General features: G+C 73.3%; 22 protein-coding genes. 10 read left to right on the forward strand and 12 right to left on the reverse strand.

Features of this window, described 5'->3' with window-relative positions:
* The first annotated feature begins 1 nt into the window (after nt 1).
* Together ACIQOE_RS30555 and ACIQOE_RS30560 are read left to right on the forward strand one after the other, a co-directional pair.
* On the forward strand, nt 2-706 hold the full coding sequence (locus tag ACIQOE_RS30555) for a L,D-transpeptidase family protein (protein WP_365558019.1): 705 nt from the start codon (nt 2-4) through the stop codon (nt 704-706).
* A gap of 246 nt (nt 707-952) precedes the next feature.
* Nucleotides 953-1,414, forward strand: a complete 462-nt coding sequence (locus ACIQOE_RS30560) for a pyridoxamine 5'-phosphate oxidase family protein (protein WP_401414880.1) — start codon at nt 953-955, stop codon at nt 1,412-1,414.
* 25 nt (nt 1,415-1,439) lie between these two features.
* Here ACIQOE_RS30560 and ACIQOE_RS30565 read toward each other — a convergent pair whose 3' ends face one another.
* Together ACIQOE_RS30565 and ACIQOE_RS30570 are read right to left on the reverse strand one after the other, a co-directional pair.
* On the reverse strand, nt 1,440-2,924 hold the full coding sequence (locus ACIQOE_RS30565) for a sensor histidine kinase (protein ID WP_401414882.1): 1,485 nt from the start codon (nt 2,922-2,924) through the stop codon (nt 1,440-1,442).
* The gene (locus tag ACIQOE_RS30570) at nt 2,921-3,661 is read right to left on the reverse strand and encodes a response regulator transcription factor (RefSeq protein WP_362174339.1); all 741 of its coding nucleotides are present in this window, start codon (nt 3,659-3,661) and stop codon (nt 2,921-2,923) included. The genes ACIQOE_RS30565 and ACIQOE_RS30570 overlap by 4 nt, the downstream gene beginning before the upstream one ends.
* Nucleotides 3,662-3,812: 151 nt before the next feature.
* On the opposite strand from ACIQOE_RS30570, the gene ACIQOE_RS30575 reads away from it, so the two are divergent.
* The 7 genes from ACIQOE_RS30575 (at nt 3,813) to ACIQOE_RS30605 (ending at nt 11,015) form a co-directional block, all read left to right on the forward strand.
* On the forward strand, nt 3,813-5,162 hold the full coding sequence (locus ACIQOE_RS30575; protein ID WP_401414885.1) for a ferric reductase-like transmembrane domain-containing protein: 1,350 nt from the start codon (nt 3,813-3,815) through the stop codon (nt 5,160-5,162).
* Nucleotides 5,163-5,199: 37 nt separating this feature from the next.
* On the forward strand, nt 5,200-5,658 hold the full coding sequence (locus ACIQOE_RS30580) for an FMN-binding protein (RefSeq protein ID WP_365573583.1): 459 nt from the start codon (nt 5,200-5,202) through the stop codon (nt 5,656-5,658).
* A 59-nt stretch (nt 5,659-5,717) separates the two neighbouring features.
* Nucleotides 5,718-7,100, forward strand: a complete 1,383-nt coding sequence (locus tag ACIQOE_RS30585) for a ferredoxin reductase family protein (protein ID WP_351320278.1) — start codon at nt 5,718-5,720, stop codon at nt 7,098-7,100.
* Nucleotides 7,101-7,143: 43 nt separating this feature from the next.
* Complete coding sequence (locus tag ACIQOE_RS30590; RefSeq protein WP_401414887.1) at nt 7,144-7,962, forward strand: FMN-binding protein; 819 nt, start codon at nt 7,144-7,146, stop codon at nt 7,960-7,962.
* A gap of 52 nt (nt 7,963-8,014) precedes the next feature.
* Nucleotides 8,015-8,755, forward strand: coding sequence for an FAD:protein FMN transferase (locus ACIQOE_RS30595; RefSeq protein WP_351320282.1), 741 nt, complete (start codon nt 8,015-8,017; stop codon nt 8,753-8,755).
* A 190-nt stretch (nt 8,756-8,945) separates the two neighbouring features.
* Nucleotides 8,946-9,125, forward strand: a complete 180-nt coding sequence (locus ACIQOE_RS30600) for a hypothetical protein (RefSeq protein ID WP_365573577.1) — start codon at nt 8,946-8,948, stop codon at nt 9,123-9,125.
* Nucleotides 9,126-9,200: 75 nt separating this feature from the next.
* Nucleotides 9,201-11,015 carry an ABC transporter ATP-binding protein gene (locus ACIQOE_RS30605; protein ID WP_401414890.1) on the forward strand — a complete coding sequence of 605 codons (1,815 nt, stop codon included), beginning with the start codon at nt 9,201-9,203 and terminating at the stop codon, nt 11,013-11,015.
* Here ACIQOE_RS30605 and ACIQOE_RS30610 read toward each other — a convergent pair.
* The 7 genes from ACIQOE_RS30610 to argC all read right to left on the reverse strand — a co-directional run bounded on the left by ACIQOE_RS30610 (nt 11,010) and on the right by argC (nt 17,305).
* Nucleotides 11,010-11,756, reverse strand: coding sequence for a zf-HC2 domain-containing protein (locus tag ACIQOE_RS30610; protein WP_365558000.1), 747 nt, complete (start codon nt 11,754-11,756; stop codon nt 11,010-11,012). The two genes, ACIQOE_RS30605 and ACIQOE_RS30610, sit on opposite strands and share 6 nt — an antisense overlap.
* Complete coding sequence (locus ACIQOE_RS30615) at nt 11,746-12,333, reverse strand: sigma-70 family RNA polymerase sigma factor (RefSeq protein WP_351320291.1); 588 nt, start codon at nt 12,331-12,333, stop codon at nt 11,746-11,748. Before ACIQOE_RS30615 ends, ACIQOE_RS30610 begins: the two co-directional genes overlap by 11 nt.
* 150 nt (nt 12,334-12,483) lie before the next feature.
* Complete coding sequence (locus ACIQOE_RS30620) at nt 12,484-13,029, reverse strand: arginine repressor (protein ID WP_351320293.1); 546 nt, start codon at nt 13,027-13,029, stop codon at nt 12,484-12,486.
* Nucleotides 13,030-13,036: 7 nt separating this feature from the next.
* Entirely contained in the window at nt 13,037-14,233 is a 1,197-nt protein-coding gene (locus tag ACIQOE_RS30625) for an acetylornithine transaminase (RefSeq protein WP_351320295.1), read from the reverse strand.
* On the reverse strand, nt 14,230-15,132 hold the full coding sequence (gene argB / locus ACIQOE_RS30630) for an acetylglutamate kinase (protein ID WP_351320297.1): 903 nt from the start codon (nt 15,130-15,132) through the stop codon (nt 14,230-14,232). The genes ACIQOE_RS30625 and argB overlap by 4 nt, the downstream gene beginning before the upstream one ends.
* The gene (gene argJ, locus ACIQOE_RS30635; protein ID WP_365557994.1) at nt 15,129-16,280 is read right to left on the reverse strand and encodes a bifunctional glutamate N-acetyltransferase/amino-acid acetyltransferase ArgJ; all 1,152 of its coding nucleotides are present in this window, start codon (nt 16,278-16,280) and stop codon (nt 15,129-15,131) included. Before argJ ends, argB begins: the two co-directional genes overlap by 4 nt.
* Nucleotides 16,277-17,305: an N-acetyl-gamma-glutamyl-phosphate reductase gene (argC, locus tag ACIQOE_RS30640; RefSeq protein ID WP_351320301.1), complete on the reverse strand. Its 1,029-nt coding sequence runs from the start codon at nt 17,303-17,305 to the stop codon at nt 16,277-16,279. Before argC ends, argJ begins: the two co-directional genes overlap by 4 nt.
* A 272-nt stretch (nt 17,306-17,577) precedes the next feature.
* On the opposite strand from argC, the gene ACIQOE_RS30645 reads away from it, so the two are divergent.
* Entirely contained in the window at nt 17,578-19,605 is a 2,028-nt protein-coding gene (locus tag ACIQOE_RS30645) for a hypothetical protein (protein WP_401414894.1), read from the forward strand.
* On the opposite strand, the gene ACIQOE_RS30650 is transcribed toward ACIQOE_RS30645, so the two are convergent.
* Genes ACIQOE_RS30650 through ACIQOE_RS30660 form a run of 3 tightly spaced genes read right to left on the reverse strand, consistent with a single transcriptional unit; the run spans nt 19,577 to nt 23,590 of the window.
* Nucleotides 19,577-19,990 carry a GtrA family protein gene (locus tag ACIQOE_RS30650; RefSeq protein WP_351320303.1) on the reverse strand — a complete coding sequence of 138 codons (414 nt, stop codon included), beginning with the start codon at nt 19,988-19,990 and terminating at the stop codon, nt 19,577-19,579. The two genes, ACIQOE_RS30645 and ACIQOE_RS30650, sit on opposite strands and share 29 nt — an antisense overlap.
* Nucleotides 19,990-20,964: a glycosyltransferase family 2 protein gene (locus tag ACIQOE_RS30655; RefSeq protein WP_351320305.1), complete on the reverse strand. Its 975-nt coding sequence runs from the start codon at nt 20,962-20,964 to the stop codon at nt 19,990-19,992. Before ACIQOE_RS30655 ends, ACIQOE_RS30650 begins: the two co-directional genes overlap by 1 nt.
* Before the next feature lie 22 nt (nt 20,965-20,986).
* Complete coding sequence (locus ACIQOE_RS30660) at nt 20,987-23,590, reverse strand: YfhO family protein (protein ID WP_401414897.1); 2,604 nt, start codon at nt 23,588-23,590, stop codon at nt 20,987-20,989.
* Nucleotides 23,591-23,701: the final 111 nt, after the last annotated feature.

Consider the following 23,701-nt stretch of genomic DNA (forward strand, 5'->3'; position numbering starts at 1 on the left):
CATGCGTCCAGGCGTCGTCGTCACCCTTGTCTCCACGTCCCTGCTGCTGCTCGGTGCGGCACCGGGCGACGGGGACACCGCACCGCTGCCCGCGCGGCTCGCCGACACGGGCGGCGGCGACCAGCTGATCACCGCCGAGGCGCCCACCACGGCCTCGACCTCCGGGACCGTCACCTGGTGGGAGCGCACGGACGGGCAGTGGGCGCAGGTGGGGACGGCGCCCGCGCGGTTCGGCGCGAAGGGCCTGGTCGAGGGCACCGCCCGGCAGCAGGGCACGAACACGACCCCGACGGGCCTGTACGACCTGCCGTTCGGGTTCGGCATCCAGCCGGCGCCCGCCGGGACGTCGGTCGACTACCGCGCGGTGAAGGCCGATTCGTGGTGGTGCGAGGACAACGACTCGGCCTCCTACAACCGCTGGGTCGAACCGCTGCCGGCCGACTGCCGGGCCGCCGAGTCGGAGAAGCTGTCCTCGTACACGACCCAGTACACGCACGCCCTGGTGATCGGCTTCAACTACGAACGCCCCGTGCACAAACGCGGCGCCGGGATCTTCCTGCACGTCAACGGCTCGGGCGCGACGGCGGGTTGCGTATCGGTGCCGGAGGAGGCGATGCAGCGGATCCTGCAGTGGACGGACCCGCGCAAGAAACCGCACATCGCCATCGGAACGACGGGCGGGGACACGGCGATCATCCGGTACTGAACGGGCGCTGGATCTGGTTGCAGGACCTCGAACACCTCCTGCCGGCGGGCGGCGTTCGCGCTGTGATCCGCGGCCACCCGTCTCTTCGTCCGTCCACACAGCACACGATGATCAGCGGTGGCCGTACCCGTCTGTCAGCCGGCCTGTACTCGCCGTCCCGAGTCAGAGGCCGAGGGTTCATCGGTCGCCGGGCGTAGGTCCCTCGCCTCATGCGCGCTCTGAGCCTGCTGGCTATGGTCGGCACTCATGCAGACCACGGGGATTGTTCGCCGCCAGGCGGCGGAGCGCAGGCGCGACACGCTGGAACGGCTCGTCACCGAGCGGGATGTATGGGTGTCGACAGCACATCCCGATCACGGGCCGCACCAGGTGCCGCTGTGGTTCGTGTGGGATGGGCGAGCCGTGTGGATGTGCACCAGTGCCACTTCCGCGACCGCGCGGAACGTCCGCGCGCAGCCGCGCGTGCGCCTGGCGCTGCCGGACACCTTCGACGTGGTGCTTCTCCAGGGTGAGGCGGAATGCTTCCTGGACCAGGACGTGCCCGGAGAAGCGGCCGAGGCGTTCGCCGCCAGGTTCGGGTGGGACCCGCGTGCGGAGGAAGGTTCCTTCCTGTACGTGCGTGTGGTGCCGACGAGCGTGCGCGCTTGGCGCGGCGAACCGGAACTGCGCGGCAGGGTCATCATGCGCGACGGGACGTGGCTGGAATAGCGGCCGCCCCTGATCCAAGGCTCGACTACCAGGCGGGTGCCCCCGGACGGAGCCGGACGGTGAATGTCGTCGAACCCGGGCGGCTCTCCGTGGTCACCGTTCCCCCGTGCGCCTCCGCCACCGCCGCCACGATCGACAGGCCCAGGCCCGCTCCGCCGCCGGAGGCGTCCGCGCGGCGGCGGTGTTCGGCGCGGGTGAAGCGTTCGAAGACGCCGGGGAGGATGTCCGGCGGGATGCCGGGACCGTCGTCGTGGACCCGCAGGAGCGTTCCGCCGTCGGTCGTCTCCAGGGTCACCGTGACCTTCGTGCCGGCGGGTGTGTGCAGGCGGGCGTTGGCGAGCAGGTTGGCCAGCACCTGGTGCAGGCGGTGGGCGTCGCCGGTCACCGTCACCGGTTCCTCGGGGAGGTCGAGGGTCCAGTGGTGGCCGGGGCCAGCGGCCCGCGCGTCGGTGACCGCGTCCAGCGCCAGGCGGGTGAGGTCGACCGGGTGGCTCTCCAGGGGGCGGCCCGCGTCCAGCCGGGCCAGGAGGAGGAGGTCGTCGACCATCTCGCCCATCCGCGAGGACTCGGCGGCGATGCGTTCCAGGGCGCGGGTGACCTCGGGCGGCACCGGGCCCGGGTGCAGCAGTGCCAGTTCCGCGTGGCCGCGGACCGAGGCGACCGGGGTGCGCAGCTCGTGACTGGCGTCGGCGGCGAAGGTGCGCAGGCGTTCCTCGCTCGCGTGGCGTCGGGTGAGCGCGTCCTCGACGTGGCCCAGCATCCGGTTGAAGGCGGTGGCCATGCGGCCGACCTCGCTGCGGGGGTCGGCGGCGGGGGCGCGGGAGGGCAGGGCCACCTCGCCGCTGGCGAGCGGGAGTTCGCTGACCCGGGTGGCGGTGTCCGCGACGCGGCTCAGGGGCCGCAGGGACCAGCGGACCCAGAGGGCGCCGGCCACTCCGGCCACGGCCAGCGCGAGTCCGAGGACGGCGGTGGCGACCAGTTCCAGGCGGTGCACGGTGGCCCGTACCGGTTCCAGGGGCAGGCCGGTGACCAGGACGTCGCCGTCACGGCCCGGCCAGGCCAGCAGCCGGTAGGCGCCGATCGAGGCGAGGCGGGCGGTGTGGCCGCGGCCGTCCACCGGGAGTGCGGCGAGGACCGCGCGGTCGCGGGCCCCGAGGCCGACGGTGAGGTCCGGGTCGGTGCCGGAGGGGATCAGGGCCGCGTTGGTGACCCGGCCGTCCAGCAGGCGGGCGCCGAAGGTGCCGGCGGCCTGACGGCGGGTGTCGCCGTGCTCGTCGCCGTCCCGGTCGCTGGGCTTGTACGTGCCGTGTTCGAGGGACTGCGGGAAGCTCGGGCCGGTCTGCTGGAGCTGCTGGTCGAGGCGGCCGGTGAGGAAGCCGTCCAGTTCCAGCACGGCCGCGCCGCCGACGGCCGCGCAGCTCGCCGCGAGCAGCACCAGCAGGCCCGCGGTGAGCCGGGCGCGGAGCGTGCGGGGGCGGGGCAGGCGGCGCGGCCGTCGTGGCGGGTTCATCCGGCCGCCGGCTTGAGGACGTACCCGGCGCCGCGGACCGTGTGGATCATGGGCTCGCGGCCCGCGTCCACCTTCTTGCGCAGGTAGGAGATGTACAGCTCCACGACATGGGCGCGGCCGCCGAAGTCGTAGGACCACACCCGGTCCAGGATCTGCGCCTTGCTCAGGACGCGGCGCGGGTTGCGCATCAGGAAACGCAGCAGTTCGAACTCGGTCGGGGAGAGCTCGATCAGCTCGCCCTCGCGGGTCACCTCGCGGGCCTCCTCGTCCATCGTGAGGCTTCCGACGACGAGGCGCGGGCCCTCCTCCTGCTGACGGGCCATGCCGGCCCGGCGCAGCAGGCCGCGCAGCCGGGCGACCACCTCCTCCAGGCTGAAGGGCTTGGTGACGTAGTCGTCGCCGCCCGCGGTGATGCCGGCGATCCGGTCCTCGACGGCGTCCCGGGCGGTGAGGAAGAGCACGCAGACGTCGGGCTTGACCCGGTGCAGGGAGCGGAGCACGGCGAAGCCGTCGGTGTCCGGGAGCATCACGTCCAGGACCACCGCGTCCGGCAGCAGCTCCCGGGCCGCCGCCAGCGCGCTCGCGCCGTCCGCGGCCGCGCGGACGTTCCAGCCCTCGTAGCGCAGGGCGCCGGTGAGGACCTCCGCGAGGTCGGGGTCGTCGTCGACGACGAGGACGCGGAGCTGGGTGCCGTCGGGTCTGGTGAGGGCGGGGCGGCCGGAGCGGGTCGTGTTCATCGCGTCTCCCAGCATCGCTGCTGCCGACGGCGTGCGGGCACCCCGGTCCCTCTGAGTTTCCTCTGAGTGCGCCGGGCCGACGGGGACTGAGAGGCCGCTCAGAGGTTCGCCCCGCACAGTGGCGGCACCGACCGCTGAGAGGACACCGCCCATGACGACCGTGGACGAACGCCGTACGGCGCCCGCCGTGCACCCGCGCCGCTCCCCCGCCGCCGCGGTGCTCGCCGTGCTCTGGGCCGGTGCCGCGGCCGTGCTCGCGCTGTGGTGGTCGGACACCGGCTCCGTCGTCGGGGCGGCGGGCCGGCTGACCGCGGCCGGGCGGATCGCCGGGCTGCTGTGCGGGTACTCCTGCGCGGTGCTCGTCGGGCTGATGGCCCGGGTCCCGCTGCTGGAGGTGCGGATCGGCTCGGACCGGACGGCCCGCTGGCACGCGATGGCCGGCCGGTACACGGTCTGTCTGCTGGTGGCGCACGTCGTGCTGATCGTCGCCGGGTACGCGGCCCAGGACCACGCCTCCCTGGTCCACGAGACGGCCGACGTCGTCCTCCACTACCCGGAGATGCTCAAGGCCACCGCGGGCACGGTGCTCCTCCTCGCGGTCGGGATCACCTCGGTGCGGGCGGTGCGCCGCCGTACCGCCCACGAGTTCTGGTACTACGTCCATCTCCTCACCTACGCGGCCGTCTTCCTCGCCTTCGGACACCAGCTGGCGCTCGGGAACGACCTCGCCGGCAGGCCGGCCGCCACCGCCTTCTGGTACGCGCTGTACCTGGGGGCGGCGGCGCTGGTGCTGTGGTTCCGGATCCTGGTTCCGGTGCGACTCAACCTCCGTCACCGGCTGCGGGTGCACTCCGTGCGGCAGGAGGCGCCGGGCGTGCACTCGGTGGTCGTCCAGGGCCGCCGGATCGGGGAACTGGGCGCGCGGTCAGGGCAGTTCTTCCGCTGGCGGTTCCTCGACGGTGACGGCACGGCCTGGACGTCGACCCCGTACTCGCTGTCGGCACCGCCGTGCGGCGACCGCCTGCGGATCACCGTCAAGGCGCTCGGCGACCACAGCGCGGCCGTGCCGCTGCAGCGCCCCGGCACCCGGGTGTGGGCCGAGGGCCCGTACGGCTCCTTCACCGCCGACCGGGCCACGCGTCACCGGGCCCTGCTGATCGCGGCGGGCGTCGGCGTCACCCCGCTGCGGGCGCTCTTCGAGACGCTGCCCGGCGAGGTCACGCTGCTCTACCGGGCGCGTACGGCCGGGGACCTGGCGCTGGGCGGCGAGCTGGAGGCGATCGCGCGCCGGCGCGGGGCCCGGGTGCTCTACGCCCTGAACGGCCCGCGGGGCGAGCGCCCGGACCTGACGGCACAGTCGCTGCGGGCGGCCTTCCCGGGCCTCGCCGGTCACGACGTGTACCTCTGCGGTCCGCACGGCTTCGCCCGGGAGCTGTACGGGGCGCTGCGCGCGGCCGGGGTGCCCGACCGCCGCATCCACCACGAGTCGTTCGAACTGTGAGAGCCATGAAGGCCGCGAGAGCTGCGAGGACACCGTCGTGCACGCACTGAAGAGGAACCGGCCGCTGCGGCGCATCGTGCTCGCGAGCGCCGCCACCGTCTCCGCGATGGTGCTGCTGCCGGCGCTGAAGCCGCACACCGCCCCGGCCACCGGCTCCGCGGCCCCCGCACCGTCGGCCGCCGCGGGCGCGCCCGGCGGCTCCGCAAGCGGCGGCACCGGTACCAGGACCGTCACCGGGGACACCGTCCCCACCCGCTGGGGCCCGGTCCAGGTGCGGGTGACCGTCGAGGGCGGCAGGATCACCGACGTCACGGCGGTCCGGTACCCGACGGACAATCCACGGGACCGGGAGATCGCCGGGTACGCCCTCCCCGAGCTGCGGCGCGAGGCGCTGGCGGCGCAGAGCGCGCGCATCGACACCGTCTCCGGGGCCACCTACACCAGCCGGGGTTACCAGCGGTCGCTCCAGTCCGCACTGGATTCCGCGGGACTGTGAACGCTCAGGCGGTACGCCACGTACCTGTGGGCCAAGGGTCAAGTCCCCACGGAGGAACCGTGACCACCACGCTCGCAGGCGGACGTGCCGCCCGACGACAGACGATGCGCCGCATCCGCCCGCGCCGCTCCCCGGCCGTACCGCTGCTGCTCGCCGTATGGGCCGGCGCGGCGGCCGTGCTGTGGCTGTGGTGGCACAACACCCCGTCCATCGCCGACCAGAACGGCAAGATCCTCAACGCCGGCCGGATCACCGGTCTGCTGGCCGGATACCTGATGGCCCTGGTCGTCCTCCAGATGGCGCGGGTGCCGGCGCTGGAGCGGCGGGTCGGCTCGGACCGTGTCGCGCGCTGGCACGCGATGAGCGGCCGCTACACGCTCTGCCTGGTCCTCGCGCACGTCTTCCTCATCATGTGGGGCTACGCGCTGCAGGCCGGCAAGACGCTGAACGACATCGTCCAGCAGACCGTCGACTCCGTGAACCAGCTGCCCGACATGGGCAAGGCGGCCATCGGGACCGGCCTGTTCGTGGTCATCGGCCTCACGTCGATCGGCCCGGTGCGGCGCAGGATGCCGTACGACACCTGGTACCACGTGCACCTGCTGACCTACGCGGCGGTGTTCCTGACCTTCTGGCACCAGATCACCACCGGCAACGACTTCGCCCTCACGCCGATCGCCAAGACGTTCTGGTACGGCCTGTACGGCGCCGTCACCGCGCTGGTGGTCTGGTACCGGATCCTCACCCCGATCCGGCTCAACCTGCGCCACCGGATGCGGGTCGAGGCGGTCATCGAGGAGACGCCGGGCATCGTGTCGGTGCTGATCGGCGGGCGCAAGCTGCACCGGATGGGCGCGGAGGCCGGCCAGTTCTTCCGCTGGCGGTTCATGGCGCCCGGGATGCGGTTCAGTTCGCATCCGTACTCGCTGTCGGCGGCGCCCCGCCCGGACATGCTGCGGATCACCGTCAAGGCGATCGGCGACCACAGCGCGCGGCTGCGCGAACTGCGGCCGGGGACCAAGGTGTGGGCCGAGGGGCCGTACGGCGCGATGACCGCGTCCCGGCGCAGCCGCGGCAAGGTCCTGCTGGTGGCGGGCGGTGTCGGGATCACGCCCATGCGGGCGCTGTTCGAGACACTGCCCGGCGCGGCCGGCGACCTGACGCTGCTCTACCGTGCCAACACCACGCAGGACCTGGCGCTCTGGGACGAGCTGGCCAAGATCGCCAACGAGCGCGGCGCCCGGCTGATGTACGCGGTCAACAGCCCGGAGGGCGAGCGGCCGGACATCTCCGCGGAGAACCTCCAGCGGAAGATCCCGGACATCGACGACCACGACGTCTTCATGTGCGGCCCGCCCGGGTTCGCGCAGGGCGTGTACGAGGCGCTGCGCGGCGCGGGGGTTCCCGCCCGCCGCATCCATCACGAGTCGTTCGAGATGTGAGCGACGGGACCACGGAATCCAGGGAATCGGGAGTTCGGAAACGATGAGGAAGAGTCACCCCGTCAGGCGTGTGGTGCTGGCCACCGCGGCGACCGTCTCCGGTGTCGTGCTGCTGCTGTCGCTGAAGCCGTCGTCGGACCCGGCGTCGGCCGCGGCGGCGGGCGCGGCTCCGTCGGCCGCCGCCGCGGGCCAGGAGTCGCCGCAGGGCGGTACCGGGGCGGCCGGTGCCACCACCGTCACCGGTGACGCGACCCAGACCCAGTACGGGATCGTGCAGGTGCGGCTGACCGTCGCGAACGGCAGGATCACGCAGGCGGAGGCGGTCCAGGCGCCCAAGGGCGGCACCAGCGACCAGAAGACCGCCCTGTCCGTGCCCAAGCTCAACCAGGAGGCGGTGGCGGCGCAGAGCGCGGACATCGACGCGGTGTCGGGCGCGACCTACACCAGCAACGGCTACAAGCAGTCGCTGCAGTCCGCGCTGGACAGGATGAAGGCGCAGAATTCCTCCTCCTCCTCGTCGTCCGGTTCGTCGTCGGGTTCGTCGTCGGGTTCGTCCTCCGGTGCCGCGTCGGGCTCCGCGCAGGCGCAGGCCAGGACGGTGACCGGGCAGGTCGCGCAGACCCAGTACGGGCCGGTGCAGGTCCGGATCACCGTCTCCGGCGGGAAGATCACCAAGGCGGAGGCGGTCCAGGCGCCCAAGGGCGGCACCAGCGACCAGAAGACCGCCCTGTCCGTGCCGAAGCTCAACCAGGAGGCGGTGGCGGCCGGGAGCGCGGACATCGACTCCGTCTCCGGGGCCACCTACACCAGCACCGGCTACAAGCAGTCCCTGCAGTCGGCGCTGGACCAGGCCGGTGGCTGAGACGGTGGCGGACGCGGAGGCTCCCGCCGCGGTGCGTCATGCGGAGGAGGTCATGGGGACCGTCTTCTCCTTCGACGTCCGTGGCGGGGATCCGGACGCCGTGCGGGCGGCCCTCGGCGCGGCGGTCGCCGGCCTGCACCGGGTCGACGAGGTGTTCAGCACGTACCGCGAGGACAGCCAGGTGTCCCGGCTCGCCCGTGAGGAGATCGGCGTCGGCGACTGCGATCCCGAGGTCGCCGAGGTGCTGGAGCTGGCGGCCGAGGCGGAGCGGGTGAGCGACGGCTGGTTCAGCACCCGCTACCGGGGGCTGCTGGATCCCACCGGCATCGTCAAGGGCTGGTCCGCCGAGCGGGCCGCACGCGCGCTGGCGCGGGTGCCCGGGGTGAGCGGCGTGAGCGTGAACGGCGGCGGCGACGTCCAGATGACCGGCGCGCCGGAGCCGACGCGGGCGTGGCGGGTCGGGATCGCCGACCCGTTGCGGCCGGGCGGCCTGGCGGCGGTGATCTCGGCGGCGGGAGCGGCGGAGCTGGCGGTCGCCACGTCCGGTACGGCGGAGCGGGGCGCCCACATCGTCGACCCGCGGACCGGGAGGTCGGCGGTGACGGATCTGGTGGCGGTGACGGTGGTGGGGCCGCGTCTGACGTGGGCTGACTGCTGGGCCACGGCGGCGTTCGCGATGGGGTCGCGGGCCGGGCTGGCCTGGCTGGAGTCGCTGCCGGGCGTGGAGGCGCTGCTGATCACCGCGGGCGACGAGGTGCGGTGCACCGGGGGGCTGGCCGCGCGTCTGGGCTGAGGCCCGGGTGCGGTCACGAAGCGCCCCGCGGGGGCGCGGGGCTGTCCTCGATCTGCGGCTGCCGCCGCGCGGGCACGCTCGGCCCCCACCGGCCCGCGGCCGAGAAACTTTCCCGATTCGTCCCGGAAATGGCGATCCCGATCGCTCCCTTGGCCGTACCCCCTGTGACGCAAGTTTCGGGAGGAACACCATGGCCGTCTTCAGCAATCTGATGCCGTTCAGGAACCGCCGCAACGACCACTACCGCGACCGCGACGACTTCTCGCGGCACGGGCACCGGCACGACCGCGATCACGACCACGACCGCGGCGACCGGCGCGGACGCGGTCACGACCACGGCGACCGGCACGACCACGGCGACCGCTACTGACCACACCGAAGGCGGAGCGGACCGGCGCCGGGTCAGCCGGTCCGCTCCGCCGGTGTTCTCCGAGGTATCCCTCTCATGGCACACGTCCTGCGGCGTCTGCTGTCGGCCGCCGACCCCTCGGACACCGTCGTCGCGGCCGCCCCCCGCGTCTCCCCGCGGGCGGTCTTCCGCCGGTTCTGGCCGTACACCCGAGGCGGCCGGCGCTGGCTCCTGCCGCTCGTCCTGCTGAGCCTGACCGGTCCGGCCGTCGACGCCGCGGAGCTCTGGCTCTTCAAGTTCGTCGTCGACGACGTGCTCGTCGGCCGGGACCTGCGGCCGTTCCTGTGGATCGCGCCCGCCTACCTGGGCCTGGTCCTGTGCTCCGGCGTGCTCGGCTTCGCCGACGACGTGACCTCCACCTGGGTCGGCGAACGCTTCCTGCTCGCCCTGCGCGCCGACGTCTTCCGGCACGTCCAGGGGCTCTCGCTCGGCTTCTTCGAGCGCCGTCGGCTCGGTGACGTGCTGTCACGGGTGACGGGCGACGTCGACGCGGTGGAGACCTTCCTGCTCTCGGGCGTCGCGGACGCCCTGTACTACGTGGTCAGCCTCGGCATCTACCTCGGCATGCTGGTCTACCTGCGCTGGGACCTGACGCTGCTCGCCCTCGTCGTCGTCCCGGTGTTCTGGGGTGCGGCCCGGTACTTCTCGCGGCTGGTCAGGGACGCCTCGCGGGAGCGCAGGCGGCGCGGCGGGGCGCTCGGCGCGATCGCCGAGGAGTCGCTGGGCAACGCCGCCCTCGTCCAGGCCTACAACCGGCAGGCCTGGGAGGCGCACCGGTTCGAGCGGGAGAACGCGGGGCGGTTCCGGGCGGCGATGGCCTCGGCGCGCATCCACGCCGTGTACGCGCCCGCGGTCGAGTTCGTGGAGGTGGCCGGCGGCCTCGCGGTGCTGGCCCTCGGCACCTGGAAGCTGGCGCAGGGCCAGCTCACGCTCGGCGGGCTGCTGGTCTTCCTCGCGCTGATCGGCAAGCTGTACAGCCCGGTCCACGGGCTGTCCGGGCTGGGCACCGCCTTCTACACGGCGTCCGCCGCCGCCGAGCGGATCATCGAACTGCTCGACGAGCGGCCGCAGGTGACCGAGCGGGCCGGCGCGCGCCGGCTCCGCCGGGCGCGGGGCGGCGTGGAGTTCGACGGCGTGTGGTTCCGCTATCCCGGCACGTCGGCCTGGGCGCTGTCGGACGTGTCGTTCCGGGCCGAGCCCGGCCGGACGCTGGCGCTGGTCGGGGCGAGCGGGTCGGGCAAGTCCACGCTCGCGAAACTGCAGGTGCGGTTCTACGACCCGGACCGGGGCGCGGTCCGGCTGGACGGGACCGATCTGCGCGAACTGAGCCTGGCGGACGTGCGGGAGAACATCGCGGTGGTGCTCCAGGAGACGTACGTCTTCCACGGCACCGTGCGGGAGAACATCGCCTACGGCCGGCCCGCCGCCACGGAGGCGGAGATCGTCGCGGCGGCACGGGCCGCGGACGCCCACGAGTTCGTCGAGCGGCTTCCGGACGGCTACGACACGCTCGTCGGACAGCGCGGCCGGACCCTCTCCGGCGGGCAGTGCCGCCGGCTGGCGATCGCCCGCGCGATGATCCGGGACGCGCCGGTGCTCCTGCTGGACGAGCCCACCGCAGGGCTGGACATCCGGTCGGCGCGGCGGATCATGGAACCGCTGCGGCGGCTCATGGCCGGCCGGACCACCGTGATCGTCTCGCACCAGCTGCAGACCGTCCGGGACGCCCACCGGATCGTGGTGCTCGACCGCGGCCGGGTCGTGGAGGACGGCACGCACGCGGATCTCCTCGGGCGGCAGGGGCCGTACGCCCTGCTGCACCGGCTCGGTTCGGGGGCCGTGCTGTCATGACCCTTCCGGGGTCACCACCTCGCCCTTCTGCAGCCGGGCGGTGGCGAGGACGGAGCCGTCGGACTTGGCGAGGTGCGCGGCCGCGTACCGGGTGAAGTCCACGGGGGCGGCCGCGCCCCAGCTGCCGCGGCCGTTCCGCAGCGAGAAGTCGCCGATCCGAGTGGTCGTGCCGTCGGCGCGGGCCAGCAGGCAGGTGACCCGGCCGGTGTACGAGGTGCCGGCGAGGGCGACGGAGACGAACATCCAGGCGGGGCTGCCGGGATGGGCGTAGATCTCGCCGACGGGTTCTCCGCCGCCCGCCGGGATCATGTCCCCGACCAGCACGGGTTCGGACTCGGCCGGCGGTGCCGAGGCGGTGACGGCGCCCTCGACGGCGCTGCCGACGGCCCAGCCGGCGAAGCCGACCGCGACCACGGCGGCGGTGGCGACCGCGGCGAGCCGCAGCCGCAGCCGCCGGACGCGGCCGGACCGGCCCTGGGCGGCGCGGGCCGGCCGGGGCCCGTCCGCCTGCTCGGCCAGGCTCCGCGCCACCCGGGTCGCGAAGCCGGGCGGCGGGTCGCTCTCCGGCAGCAGGCCGATCAGCCGGTCGCCGATGCCGGTGAGCCGGCGCACGTACTCCCGGCAGTCCGCGCATCCGTCCAGATGGGCGACCGCCTCGGCCCGCTCGCGGCCGGGCAGGACGCCCAGCGCCAGTTCGGCGCCGACGTCGTGCAGTTTCGCGCAGGGCGCGTCACCGGGCATGGCCGCCTCCCTTCGGGGACGCGAGCGCGGTGCGCAGTTTCGCCATCGCGGCTCTGATCCGTGTCTTGGCGGTGCCCAGCGGGATCCGCTCCACGTCGGCGATCTGCTGGGCCGTCATGCCGTAGATGCCGGCCATCATCAGGGCCCGGGCCTGCTCGCGCGGCAGCCGGGCCAGCGCGGCCCGCAGCTGGGTGGAGGCCTCGTCGGCCAGGGCCCACCGCTCGGGGGTGTCGGTGACGGCGTCGAGGAGGGGATCGAGGTCCTCGGGTGCCATCGGCTCCGTCCGCCGGGCCCGTACGGCGTCGACGGCGAGGTTGTGGGCGATCGTGGTGAGCCAGGTCCCGACCGAGCCGCGGCGCGAGTCGTAGATCTGGGCATGCCGCCACGCGCGTTCGAACGTCTGCTGGGCGACGTCCTCCGCGAGCTGCTGGTCCCCGGTGACGGCCATCGCGACCCCGAAGACCCGGCGCTGAAACCTTCGTACGAAGACCTCGGCGAGCTCCGGGTCTCCGGTGGCCAGCCCGGACAGCAGGGCCTCGTCCGGGAGACGGCCGACTGGGAACCGGATTCCCGACACACCCCTGGGTACGTTCGACGGCCGCCAGGGGATTGCCCGCCCGCCTGACCGCTCGCCGCGGAAGATCACACGGCCATTGTCCGCCGCGGGACCGGGCCCCGCACGCGGGTCGGCTGCGGCCCGGACGGCCGCTGGTGCCGCCCGGCGCGGTCAGTGCCCGTTCTGGGCCAGCCGCAGCAGGTGGTCGGCCAGCGCCTGGCCGCCGGTGGGTTCGCGGCTGATGAGCAGGAGCGTGTCGTCGCCCGCGATCGTGCCCAGGATGTCCTGCAGCTCCGCCTGGTCGATCGCCGACGCGAGGAACTGCGCGGCTCCCGGCGGGGTCCGCAGGACGACCAGGTTCGCCGACGCCTCCGCGGAGATCAGGAGCTCCTGCGACAGGCGGCGCATCCGCTCCTCCTTCGCCGACTCCCCGAGCGGTGCCCGCGGGGTGCGGAAACCGCCCTCGCTCGGCACCGCGTAGATCAGTTCCCCGTCGGTGTTGCGGATCTTCACCGCGTTCAGCTCGTCGAGGTCCCGGGAGAGCGTCGCCTGGGTGACCGTCAGTCCGTCGTCGGCGAGCAGCTTGGCGAGCTGGCTCTGGGACCGCACCGGCTGCCGGTTGAGGATGTCCACGATCCGGCGGTGCCGGGCGGTCCGGGTCTGCGGTACCGCGGGCCCCGCCCCGCCGGACTGGTCGAACTCCTGCGCCTGGCTCATCGTCGTCTCATTCTCCGGATCGTCCGTCCCCGCTCGCTGCGTCGAGGATGCCGGGCAGGGCCCGCAGCAGGGCGTCCGCCTCGTCGTCGCGAAGGTTCAGCGGGGGCATCAGCCGTACGACGTCGGGGGCGGGCGCGTTCACCAGGAACCCGGCCTCCTGAGCCGCCTGCTGCACCTGGACCGCCAGCGGCTCGGTGAGCACGATACCCAGGAGGAGACCCGCGCCCCGGACATAATCGATCAACCGGTGGCCGAGACCCTCGATTCCGTCCCGCAACCTCTCGCTCTGCCGCTTGACGTTCTCCAGCAAGCCCTCGTTCTCGATGGTGTCGAGTACGGCGAGGCCGGCGGCGCAGGCGACCGGGTTGCCGCCGAAGGTCGTGCCGTGGTGGCCGGGCCCCAGGAGGTCGGCGGCGCGGCCGAAGGCCACGGTGGCGCCGAGCGGCAGCCCGCCGCCGAGCTGCTTGGCGAGGGTGACGACGTCGGGCAGCACGCCTTCGTGGGCCTGGTACTCGAACCAGGTGCCGGTGCGGCCGATGCCGGTCTGCACCTCGTCCAGGACGAGCAGCGCGCCGGTGGCGGCGGTGATGGCGCGGGCCGCCTTCAGGTAGCCGGCCGGCGGCACGACCACGCCGTTCTCGCCCTGCACGGGCTCGATGACGACCAGGGCGGTGTCCTCGGTGACGGCGGCGGCCAGCGCCTGCGCGTCGCCGTAGGGCACGTGGGTGACGTCGGCGGGCAGCGGGCGGAACGGGTCCTGCTTGGCGGGCTGGCCGGTGAGCGCGAGGGCGCCCATGGTGCGGCCGTGGAAGCCGCCGTCGGTGGCGACCATGTGGGTCCGCCCGGTCAGCCGGCCGATCTTGAACGCGGCCTCGTTGGCCTCGGCTCCGGAGTTGCAGAAGAAGACCCGGCCGTCGCGGCCGAAGAGCTGGAGCAGCCGTTCGGCGAGGGTGACGGTGGGTTCGGCCATGAAGAAGTTGGAGATGTGGCCGAGGGAGGCGATCTGCCCGCTCACGGCCTCGACGATCGCGGGGTGGGCGTGGCCGAGGGCGTTGGTGGCGATGCCGCCGACGAAGTCGAGGTAGGGCCGGCCCTCGGTGTCCCAGACCCTGACGCCCTCGCCGCGCACCAGGGGCAGCCGCGGCGTGCCGTAGTTGTTCATGAGCGCGCCCTGCCAGCGCGTGGTCAGTTCCTCATTGCTCATGACTCCCCCTCCGGGTCGGGCACGACCATCGTGCCGATGCCTTCGTCCGTGAAGATCTCCAGCAGGATCGAGTGCTGGACCCGGCCGTCGATGACGCGGGCGGTGGTGACGCCGTTGCGTACGGCGTGCAGGCAGCCCTCCATCTTCGGCACCATGCCGGAGCTGAGTTCCGGCAGCAGCTTCTCCAGTTGGGAAGCGGTGAGGCGGCTGATCACCTCGTCGGAGTGCGGCCAGTCCTCGTAAAGGCCCTCGACGTCGGTGAGGACCATGAGGGTCTCGGCGCCCAGCGCAGCAGCGAGTGCCGCAGCCGCCGTATCAGCATTGACGTTGTAGACATGTCCGTCGTCCTGGGAGCGGGCGATCGAGGAGACGACCGGGATCCGGCCGTCGGCGAGCAGGGCCTCGATCGCGCCCGTGTCGATCGCGGTGATCTCGCCGACCCGCCCGATGTCGACGCGTTCGCCGTCGATCTCGGGCGTGTGCTTGGTGGCGCTGATGGTGTGGGCGTCCTCGCCGGTCAGCCCGACGGCCAGCGGGCCGTGCTGGTTGAGCAGGTTGACCAGCTCGCGCTGCACCTGTCCGGCGAGCACCATCCGTACGACGTCCATGGCGTCCTCGGTGGTGACCCTGAGGCCGGCCTTGAACTCGCTGACGATGCCGTGCCGGTCGAGGGCGGCGCTGATCTGCGGGCCGCCGCCGTGCACGACGACCGGCTTGAGGCCGGCGTGGTGCAGGAAGACGACGTCCTGGGCGAAGGCCGCCTTGAGTTCCTCGTCGATCATGGCGTTGCCGCCGAACTTGATCACGACGGTCCTGCCGTTGTGACGGACCAGCCAGGGCAGCGCCTCGATGAGGGTCTGCGCCTTGGGGAGCGCGGTGTGCTTTCGCGTGGTGCTCATGAGGAGTAGGCGCTGTTCTCGTGGACGTAGTCGGCGGTCAGGTCGTTGGTCCAGATCGTGGCGGTCTCGGAGCCGGCCGCGAGGTCGGCGACGATGTGCACCTCGCGGTAGCGCATGTCGACCTGGTCGCGGTCCTCGCCGACGCCGCCGTTCTGGCAGACCCAGACGCCGTTGATGGCGACGTTGAGTCGGTCGGGCTCGAAGGCGGCCCGGGTGGTGCCGATCGCGGAGAGCACGCGGCCCCAGTTCGGGTCCTCGCCGTGGATGGCGCACTTGAGGAGGTTGTTGCGGGCGATGGAGCGGCCGACCTCGACGGCGTCGTCCTCGCTGGCCGCGTTGACCACCTCGACCTTGATGTCCTTGCTGGCGCCCTCGGCGTCCCTGATCAGCTGCTGGCCGAGGTCGTCGCAGACCTGCCGTACGGCCTCGGCGAACTCCTCGTAGTCCGGGGTGATCCCGGAGGATCCGGAGGCGAGCAGCAGCACGGTGTCGTTGGTGGACATGCAGCCGTCGGAGTCGACGCGGTCGAAGGTGGTGCGGGTGGCGGCCCGGAGCGCCTTGTCCAGGACCTCGTCCCCGGCGACGGCGTCCGTGGTGAGCACGACCAGCATGGTGGCCAGGCCCGGGGCGAGCATGCCGGCGCCCTTGGCCATGCCGCCGACGGTCCAGCCGTCCTTGGTCACCACGGACGTCTTGTGCACGGTGTCGGTGGTCTTGATGGCGATGGCGGCCTTCTCGCCGCCGTGCTCGCTGAGCGCGGCGGCGGCGGTCTCGACGCCCGGCAGCAGCTTGTCCATGGGCAGCAGCACGCCGATCAGGCCGGTGGAGCAGACGGCGATCTCGATGGCGCCGCGCCCGAGGACCTCGCCGGCCTTCTCGGCCGTGGCGTGGCTGTCCTGGAAGCCCTTGGGGCCGGTGCAGGCGTTGGCGCCGCCGGAGTTGAGGACGACGGCCGATACCTGGCCGCTCTTGAGGACCTGCTCGGACCAGAGCACCGGCGCGGCCTTCACGCGGTTGGAGGTGAAGACGCCCGCGGCGGCACGGCGGGGTCCGTCGTTGACCACGAGGGCCAGGTCGGGACTGCCGTTCTGCTTGATCCCGGCGGCGATGCCCGCGGCCGTGAATCCCTTCGCTGCCGTCACGCTCACGGCGCAACTCCGATCGTGGTCAGCCCGGTGGTCTCGGCGAGACCCAGGGCGAGGTTCATGCTCTGGACGGCACCACCGGCGGTGCCCTTGGTCAGGTTGTCGATGGCGCTGATCGCGATGATGCGGCCGACGGCGTCGTCGTACGCGACCTGCACCTGAACGGCGTTGGAACCGTGGACGGACGCCGTGGCGGGCCACTGGCCCTCGGGGAGCAGGCGGACGAACGGCTCGTCGGCGTAGGCCTTCTCGTAGGCGGTCCGCACGGACTCGGCCGTCACCCCGCTGCGCGCGGCGACGTTGCAGGTGGCGAGGATGCCGCGGGGCATCGGCGCGAGGGTCGGCGTGAAGGAGACGGCGATCCGCTCCCCCGCGACCGCGCCGAGGTTCTGGACGATCTCCGGGGTGTGCCGGTGGCCGCCGCCGACGCCGTAGGGGGTCATGGAGCCCATGACCTCGCTGCCCAGCAGGTGCGGCTTGGGCGTCTTGCCCGCGCCGGAGGTGCCGGACGCGGCGACGATCACCGCCTCGGGCTCGGCGATGCCGGCGGCGTAGGCCGGATACAGGGCGAGGGAGACGGCGGTGGGGTAGCAACCGGGTACCGCGATGCGCCTGGACCCCTCCAGCGCGGCGCGGGCACCCGGCAGTTCGGGGAGGCCGTAGGGCCAGGTGCCGGCGTGCGGGGAGCCGTAGAAACGCTCCCAGTCGGCCGGGTCGCGCAGCCGGAAGTCGGCGCCCATGTCGATGACGAGGACGTCCGGGCCGAGCTGTTCGGCGACGGCGGCGGACTGGCCGTGCGGCAGGGCGAGGAAGACGACGTCGTGCCCGGCGAGGGCCTCGGCGGTCGTCGCGGTCAGCGTCCGGTCGGCCAGCGGCAGCAGGTGCGGCTGGAGCGCGCCCAGGCGTTGCCCGGCGTTGGAGTTGCCGGTCAGGGCACCGATCTCGACCTCGGGGTGCGCGAGCAGCAGTCGCAGGACCTCTCCGCCCGCATATCCGCTCGCTCCGGCAACCGCCGCACGTACCGCCATGTCCATCCTCCTCAAGATGGCATGACTATACGGTTCCATGCACTTTTATGCAACGGAGCCCTGTCGTGCGACGGAGCGCGGCATGGCGATGATGCCCAGGAGCCGGCACCGGAGAACGTCCTCCCCGTGGCCTCCCGGTGTCCACCTCGCGTCCAGGAGATACGAGGAGTCCGGGCCGGGCCCGCCGCGGTGATCCCGCCGGGACCCGCGGCCGCCCTACGATGGCGGGGAGTCCGGCGGGGGGCCGGACCGCCGGGATCGCAGGGGAGGGCATGACCGACACGACGGCCGAGGCGTTCGACACCGCACCGTGGGGCCCCGTGGGGTCCGCCGGCTGGGATCGTCTCACCGCGGAGATGCGACGGGGCCTCCTGCACCTGAGGAACAAGGGCGGAGCGGCGACGGAAGAGGACTGCGACGCCCTGTACGAGCACATCGCGCCCCGCCCCGAGGGCCTGACGTCCGCCTCGACCGCCGCCCTGCCCTGCATCGCCGCCCTCGCCGGCGATCCGGCCCTGGGCGCCCGGAACCGGCTCGTGCAGCTGCTGGTGCACCTGTCCAGGACGGCGGCGCCCGAACCGGACGGGACGGATCCGGGGTGGCACGAGACGTGGGGGCGCCTGCGGCCGGCGTTGCGGAGACTGCTCACCGACCCCGATCCCGTGGTGCGGAGGGAGGCACTGCCCCTCGCGGACGGGGTCGGCGTGCTGCTGGAACGGTGGGAGGCCGAGACGGACCTGACGGTGCGACTGCCCCTGCTGCTCGCGCTGGGCACCGCCGCGGGGCACTGCGCCGAGGCCGTGGACCGGGTGCGCGCCGTGGTGCGGGAGGTCCTGCGGACCGGCCCCGACGTCATGCGGGTCGCGGCCGTGCACGCCTGGGCCGAGTTCGACACCGAGGCGCCGGTCCGGGAGCTGGACCTGCTGGTCGGCACCCTCTCCGACCCGTCCCTGAACCCTCGGTTCGAGGACGTCTGGTGCGTGCCGGACATCGACGACGCCTTCCGTCGCCGGGACCTCGTCGCCTGGTCCGCCGCGCTGTTCGACGACGCCCGGCCGCCCGCCCTCCGCTTCCTCGTCCGGCTCGTCGGCGCGGCGCGCCGGACGGGCGACGCGCCGCTGTGCCGGGCCGCGCTGGACGAGGCCTGGCGACTGCTGGTGGTGCGGCCCTCCGCGGCCGCCGAGCTGCTGCCCCTCGCCGGAGAGCTGCTGGGCGACCCGGACGCCGGTGTGCGCTACCGGGCGGCCCACCTGCTCGCGGTCCTGGGAAAGCGGTCGGCCCCCTACGCGGACACCCTGGCCGGGCTGCGGGACGACCCCGGCGAGGCCGACGAGCCCGATGCCATGGAGGGCACCGTCGGTGATCACGCCCGCTGGGCGCTGGCCCGCATCGGTGACCCCCGCGCCCTGCCGGGACTGGTCGAGCGCCTCCACGCGCCGCACCGGGACGGGTACCGCTCGTACACCATGGGTGATCCACGTCTTCCGGAGGCCGAGGAGGTGCTGGCCCCGCTGGCGGCGCACGCGGCGAGCCTGCTGCCCGCGATACGCGCGCTGCTGCGCGGCGACGGCGCGGACGGCCCGCTCACCCGCGCCTTCCTGAAGGTCCTGACGGCCTGGGGGCCCGCCGCGGCGCCCGCCCTGCCGGAGGTGGCGGCCCTGGTGAACGACGCCCGGAACTCGCTGGACGCGGTGGACGCCCTGGCGGCGATGGGACCGGCCGCGGCGCCCGCCGAGCCCGCCGTGCGCGGCTGCACGGTCCTTGAGCATCCCGGCGAGCGCAGGAGGGTGGCATGGGCCGCCTGGCGCCTCACCGGCGACCGGGACACCGTGCTGCGGCTCGTCGGCGAGGCGGCGCTGTCCGGGGACTGGTCGTACGGCACCGTCCGCCTCCTCGGCGGCTTCGGCGCGGCGGCCCTGCCGTATGCCGAGCGGGTACGGCAGCTCATGGCCGACTCCGGCACCCGTCCCTGGGAAGCGACGGAGGCGGCGGAGGCGGCGGTCGCCCTGTGGTCGATCACGGGCGGGACGGAGCCGAGCCGGTCCGTCCTGGAGAGGATCGTCCTGGCCGTCGCCGGAGGCGACTTCTCCTGCGCCCACTCGCTGGACGCACTGCGCGCCCTCGCCCGCGTCGGCACGGTCTCACCGGTCGTGCGGGCCGCCCTGGACACGGCCCGGAAGGCCGACCGGCGGCTGTCTCCGCACCGGGACCACCGCGCGTTCCTGGAGGACGAGGAGATCCGGTCCGCGATCGACGAGATCCTCGCCCCGCCTACGCCGCCTCCACCTTCGGCAGCATGACCCAGCGCGACACCACGAACGTCACCGGGATCGCCGTCGCCGACGCGAGCAGCGGGGCGAAGCGGCTGCCGGCGTGCAGGACGTCGACGATCACGTACACGCCCACCGTGGTGATCACGAAATTCGTCGCGTTGGTGAGCGGGAACAGCAGGAATTTACGCCAGGTGGGCCGTATTCGGTAAGTGAACTTCGCGTTGAGGAAGAACGAACCGATCATGCTCAGCAAAAACGCGAGAATATGGGCTGCGAGATACGGCAAATACATCAGGAACAGCAGGTAGAGGCCGTAGTACGTCGCCGTGTTGATGACCCCGATCACCGCGAAGGTGATGATCTGGCCCGATATCGGGCGGGTGGGTCCGGTGGTCGCCAGGGCGTTCGGCATCAGGGGATGAGGTCCTTCGTCGTGCCGCGGGTGCGGTCGTCCGTTCGGTGCACGTTCGTCGCCTTCACCAGGAAGTGCGGACGCCCCTTGACCTCGTAGTAGATCCGGCCGGTGTACTCGCCGATGACCCCGAGCATGATCATCTGTACGCCGGCCAGGGCGGTGACGGCTGTAATGATGGTGACATAGCCCGGCGTCCGGACGCCGTTGATCATCGCTCCGCCCACGATCCACGCCGTGTACGCGCCGGCCAGGGCCAGCAGGGTCATGCCGAGGTGGAGCGCGGCGCGCAGCGGCCGGTTGTTGAAGGAGAGCAGCCCGTCGAGCCCGTAGTTGAGCAGGCTGCGGAACGACCAGGAGCTGGTGCCGTGCTCGCGCACCGCGTTCTCGTACTCGAAGGTGGTGCTGGGGAAGCCGACCCAGGCGAACAGGCCCTTGGAGAACCGGTTGTACTCCGTGAGGTCCACGACCGCGTCCACCACCCGGCGCGACATCAGCCGGAAGTCGCCGACGCCGTCGACGAGTTCGACGTCGACGAGCCGGTTGATCAGCCGGTAGTAGAGGCGGGCGGTGAAGGTGCGGGTGAGGCGGTCGCCCTGCCGGGTGCGCCGGGCGATGACCTGGTCGTAGCCCTCGCCGCGGAGTTCGACCATGCGCCCGATCAGCGACGGCGGGTGCTGGAGGTCGGCGTCCATGACGATCACGGCGTCGCCGGAGGCGTGCTTCAGGCCGGCGAGCAGGGCGGCCTCCTTGCCGAAGTTGCGGCTGAAGGAGACGTACCGGACCCGCGCGTCGCCGTCGGCGATCCGGCTGAGCAGGGGCAGGGTCCGGTCGCGGCTGCCGTCGTCGACGTACACGAACTCCATGTCGTGACCGAGCGGGAGGAGTTCGTTGGCGATCTTCTGCACCTGTTCGTGGAAGCGCTCGATGACGTCCTCCTCGTTGTAGCAGGGCGCGACGATCGATATCAGCATGGGTTCTCCCCCTGGGGACGGGTCAGTGAGCGGTGGTCATGCGCTCGCCGGAGCGGACGGCGGATCTGCGGCGTACGGCCGAGACGGTGCCGAGCAGGATGAGGGTCAGCAGCGAGGCGCCGCCGACGGCTGTGCCCAGGCGCAGGCCGGGCGGGTGGAACGTGCAGGTGAGGCTGGTGGCGGAGGCGGGCAGCGGGACGGCGATCAGGCCGTGGAACTCGCCGGCCGCGGTCTCGGCGCCGCCGGTGGAGCAGCGCCAGCCGGCGATCCGCGGTGCGGCCACGACGGCGGTGCCGGTGCTGCCGGCGGGGAGCCGGGCGTGCAGGGTGCCGTCGCCGACGGTCACCTCGGTGGCGCCGGTCGCCTTCAGTCCCCGCACGGCGGCGCGCAGCTTCGCGGTGTCCAGGCAGCCGACCGCGCCCCGCGCCGGGACGCGGGAGAGCCGGTCCGGCGTCAGGGCGACGCGCACCTCGCCGGAGGCCGGGACCGTGCCGAGCGGCTGCATCGCGGCGATCTTCGTGCCCTGGGCGTCGGACCGGTACAGCTGCTGCTCGCCGCCGTCCGCCCGTGCCGTACCGGAGTAGTGCGGCGCCCACAGGAACGCCTCGCTGCCCGGCCTGCACCGCGCGGTGAGCGTCCGGTCCCTGCCGATCAGCAGGCCGCGCGCCGCGTCGCCGCGGGGAGTGCCGCTGAGGGTGGTGCGGGGCAGGGTGTAGACGCGGGCGCCGAGCAGCAGTTCCTGGTTGCGGTACGGCGAGGGGCCGAAGCTCGCCGGGGTGCTGCGCGGCGCGGCCGGGCGCACGGTGACCAGCGGCGGGACGTCCTCGCGGGTGACGGTCGACGGGCCGCCGCCCTGCGGCAGCCACTTCTGGTGCGGGTCCGGCGGGTTGTGCACCCGGGCGCCCACCGAGAAGACCGCGTCGGTGACGGGGTTGTCGAGGCTCTGCAGGCTGCGGCCGCGCGAGGTCCAGCCGCCGCCGAGCGCGGTGAGGGTACGGCTGAGGACGTCGGAGGTGAGGCTGCTGTAGTACTGGGAGCCCTGGCCGCCGACCGCCATCGGGTCGTTGGCGACGGTCTGGTAGCGGCCGGGTTCGGTGCGGTATCCCGGCCAGGCGTCGGCCCCGGCGACGGCGTCCGCCTCCCGCTGCTGGCGCTCTCCCCAGGGCGCGTAGTCGTCCATCTGGCCCAGGCGCGCGCCGGTGTCGACGGCCGCGGTGGCGGCGGCCTCGCCGACCTGGCCGCCGATCAGCAGCGCGACGGCGACTCCGGCGACGGCGGGCCGGCCGCCCTTGAGGCTCAGCAGCGCCAGCCCGCCGAGCGCGCCGGCGACCGCCAGCAGCAGCACCGGCCAGGTGTGGTGGGAGTGGTGCCGGGTCAGCGGGCTGCGGCCGGCGACGGCGGTGAGCAGGGCCAGGAGGACGGCAGCCGCGCCGAGGGCCCGCCGGTCCGGCAGCCCGTGCGCCACGGACTGCCAGGCGGCCATCACCAGCAGGGCGCACAGGACGAAGGCCTGCCGGTAGGAGCTGCCGTTCGGGGCCGCGAAGGCGTGCCAGGCCAGGCTGGTCGGCGCCCACTGCAGGGACAGGCCCACGGCGAGCACCAGCGCGGTCCAGCCCGCCCGCACCCGGACCGGGACCTTCCGGTGGAAGGGCAGGGCCAGGGCGAGGACCAGCGCGGTGATGCCGACGTAGAGAGCCGGGGAGTTGTAGCTGTAGGTGGTCGGCAGCAGCCGGGCCAGCAGGTCCTCGGTGCCGACCGGGGCGAAGCGGCCCGCGCGGCCCGGGTAGGCGTGCCGGGTGCCGTAGTAGACGACGAGCACCAGCGGCGCGGCCAGGCCGGCGCCCAGTGCGACGGTCGCCGCGGCCCGGCCCGCCACCGCGAGGGCGCGTCGCCGGGGCGGCGCGGCGAGCACCAGCCGGAGCAGCAGCACCAGGGCGGCGCCGAGGGTGGCCATGTAGGCGGTGTAGAAGTTGGCGGTCCAGGCGAGCGCGACGACCAGGACGCCGAGCAGCGGGCGCCGGCCGGTCAGGGTCCACTCCCCGACCAGGCAGAGCAGCGGCAGTGCGATCAGCCCGTCCAGCCACATGGGGTTGAAGGAGGCGAGGGCGAGGCTCCAGCCGCACAGGGCGTAGGAGGTGCCGAGGATCCCGGCCGCCCACCAGTGGCCGCGTCGCAGGCTGAGCAGCAGCCAGGCCATGGCGGCGCCGGCGACCGCCGTCTTCAGCACGGTGATCACGTACACCGCGAGGTCGATCTCGTCGCGCGGGAAGACCCCGACCAGCAGGGCGAAGGGGCTGCTGAGGTAGGTGCCGACGTCCGGCAGGAAGCTGGAGCCGTAGCCGGACTGCCAGTTGAAGAGGATCCCGCCGTCGGCCCTGCCGTGCAGCAGGTCCCACAGGTGGGCGTGGAAGGGCACGTACTGGTTGCCGAGGTCGTTGACGTCACGCGTGCGGGAGCCGAAGGGGTAGCTGCCGGCCACGACGTCGGCGGCGCAGAGCGTGGCGGTGGTGAGGAGCGCGGCGAGCAGGGCCGCCGCCCGGCGCGGATCGGCGGGACGTCGTACGGGGCGTATTCCCCGTTCGTCGTCCTGCGCCGGTTTCACCTCCTGTTCGCGCCCGGTCGACATCGTGCGATTCATGCGGTGCGGCCCCCAGAGAAATACGGGGGTGTACTCCCCGTCGGTCGGTGATTCGCCGACTTAGACGGGCAGAAGTTCCTGACGGTTGTGTTTCGCGCG

The organism is Streptomyces sp. NPDC091282, assembly GCF_044757385.1.
Lineage (GTDB): Bacteria > Actinomycetota > Actinomycetes > Streptomycetales > Streptomycetaceae > Streptomyces > Streptomyces gramineus.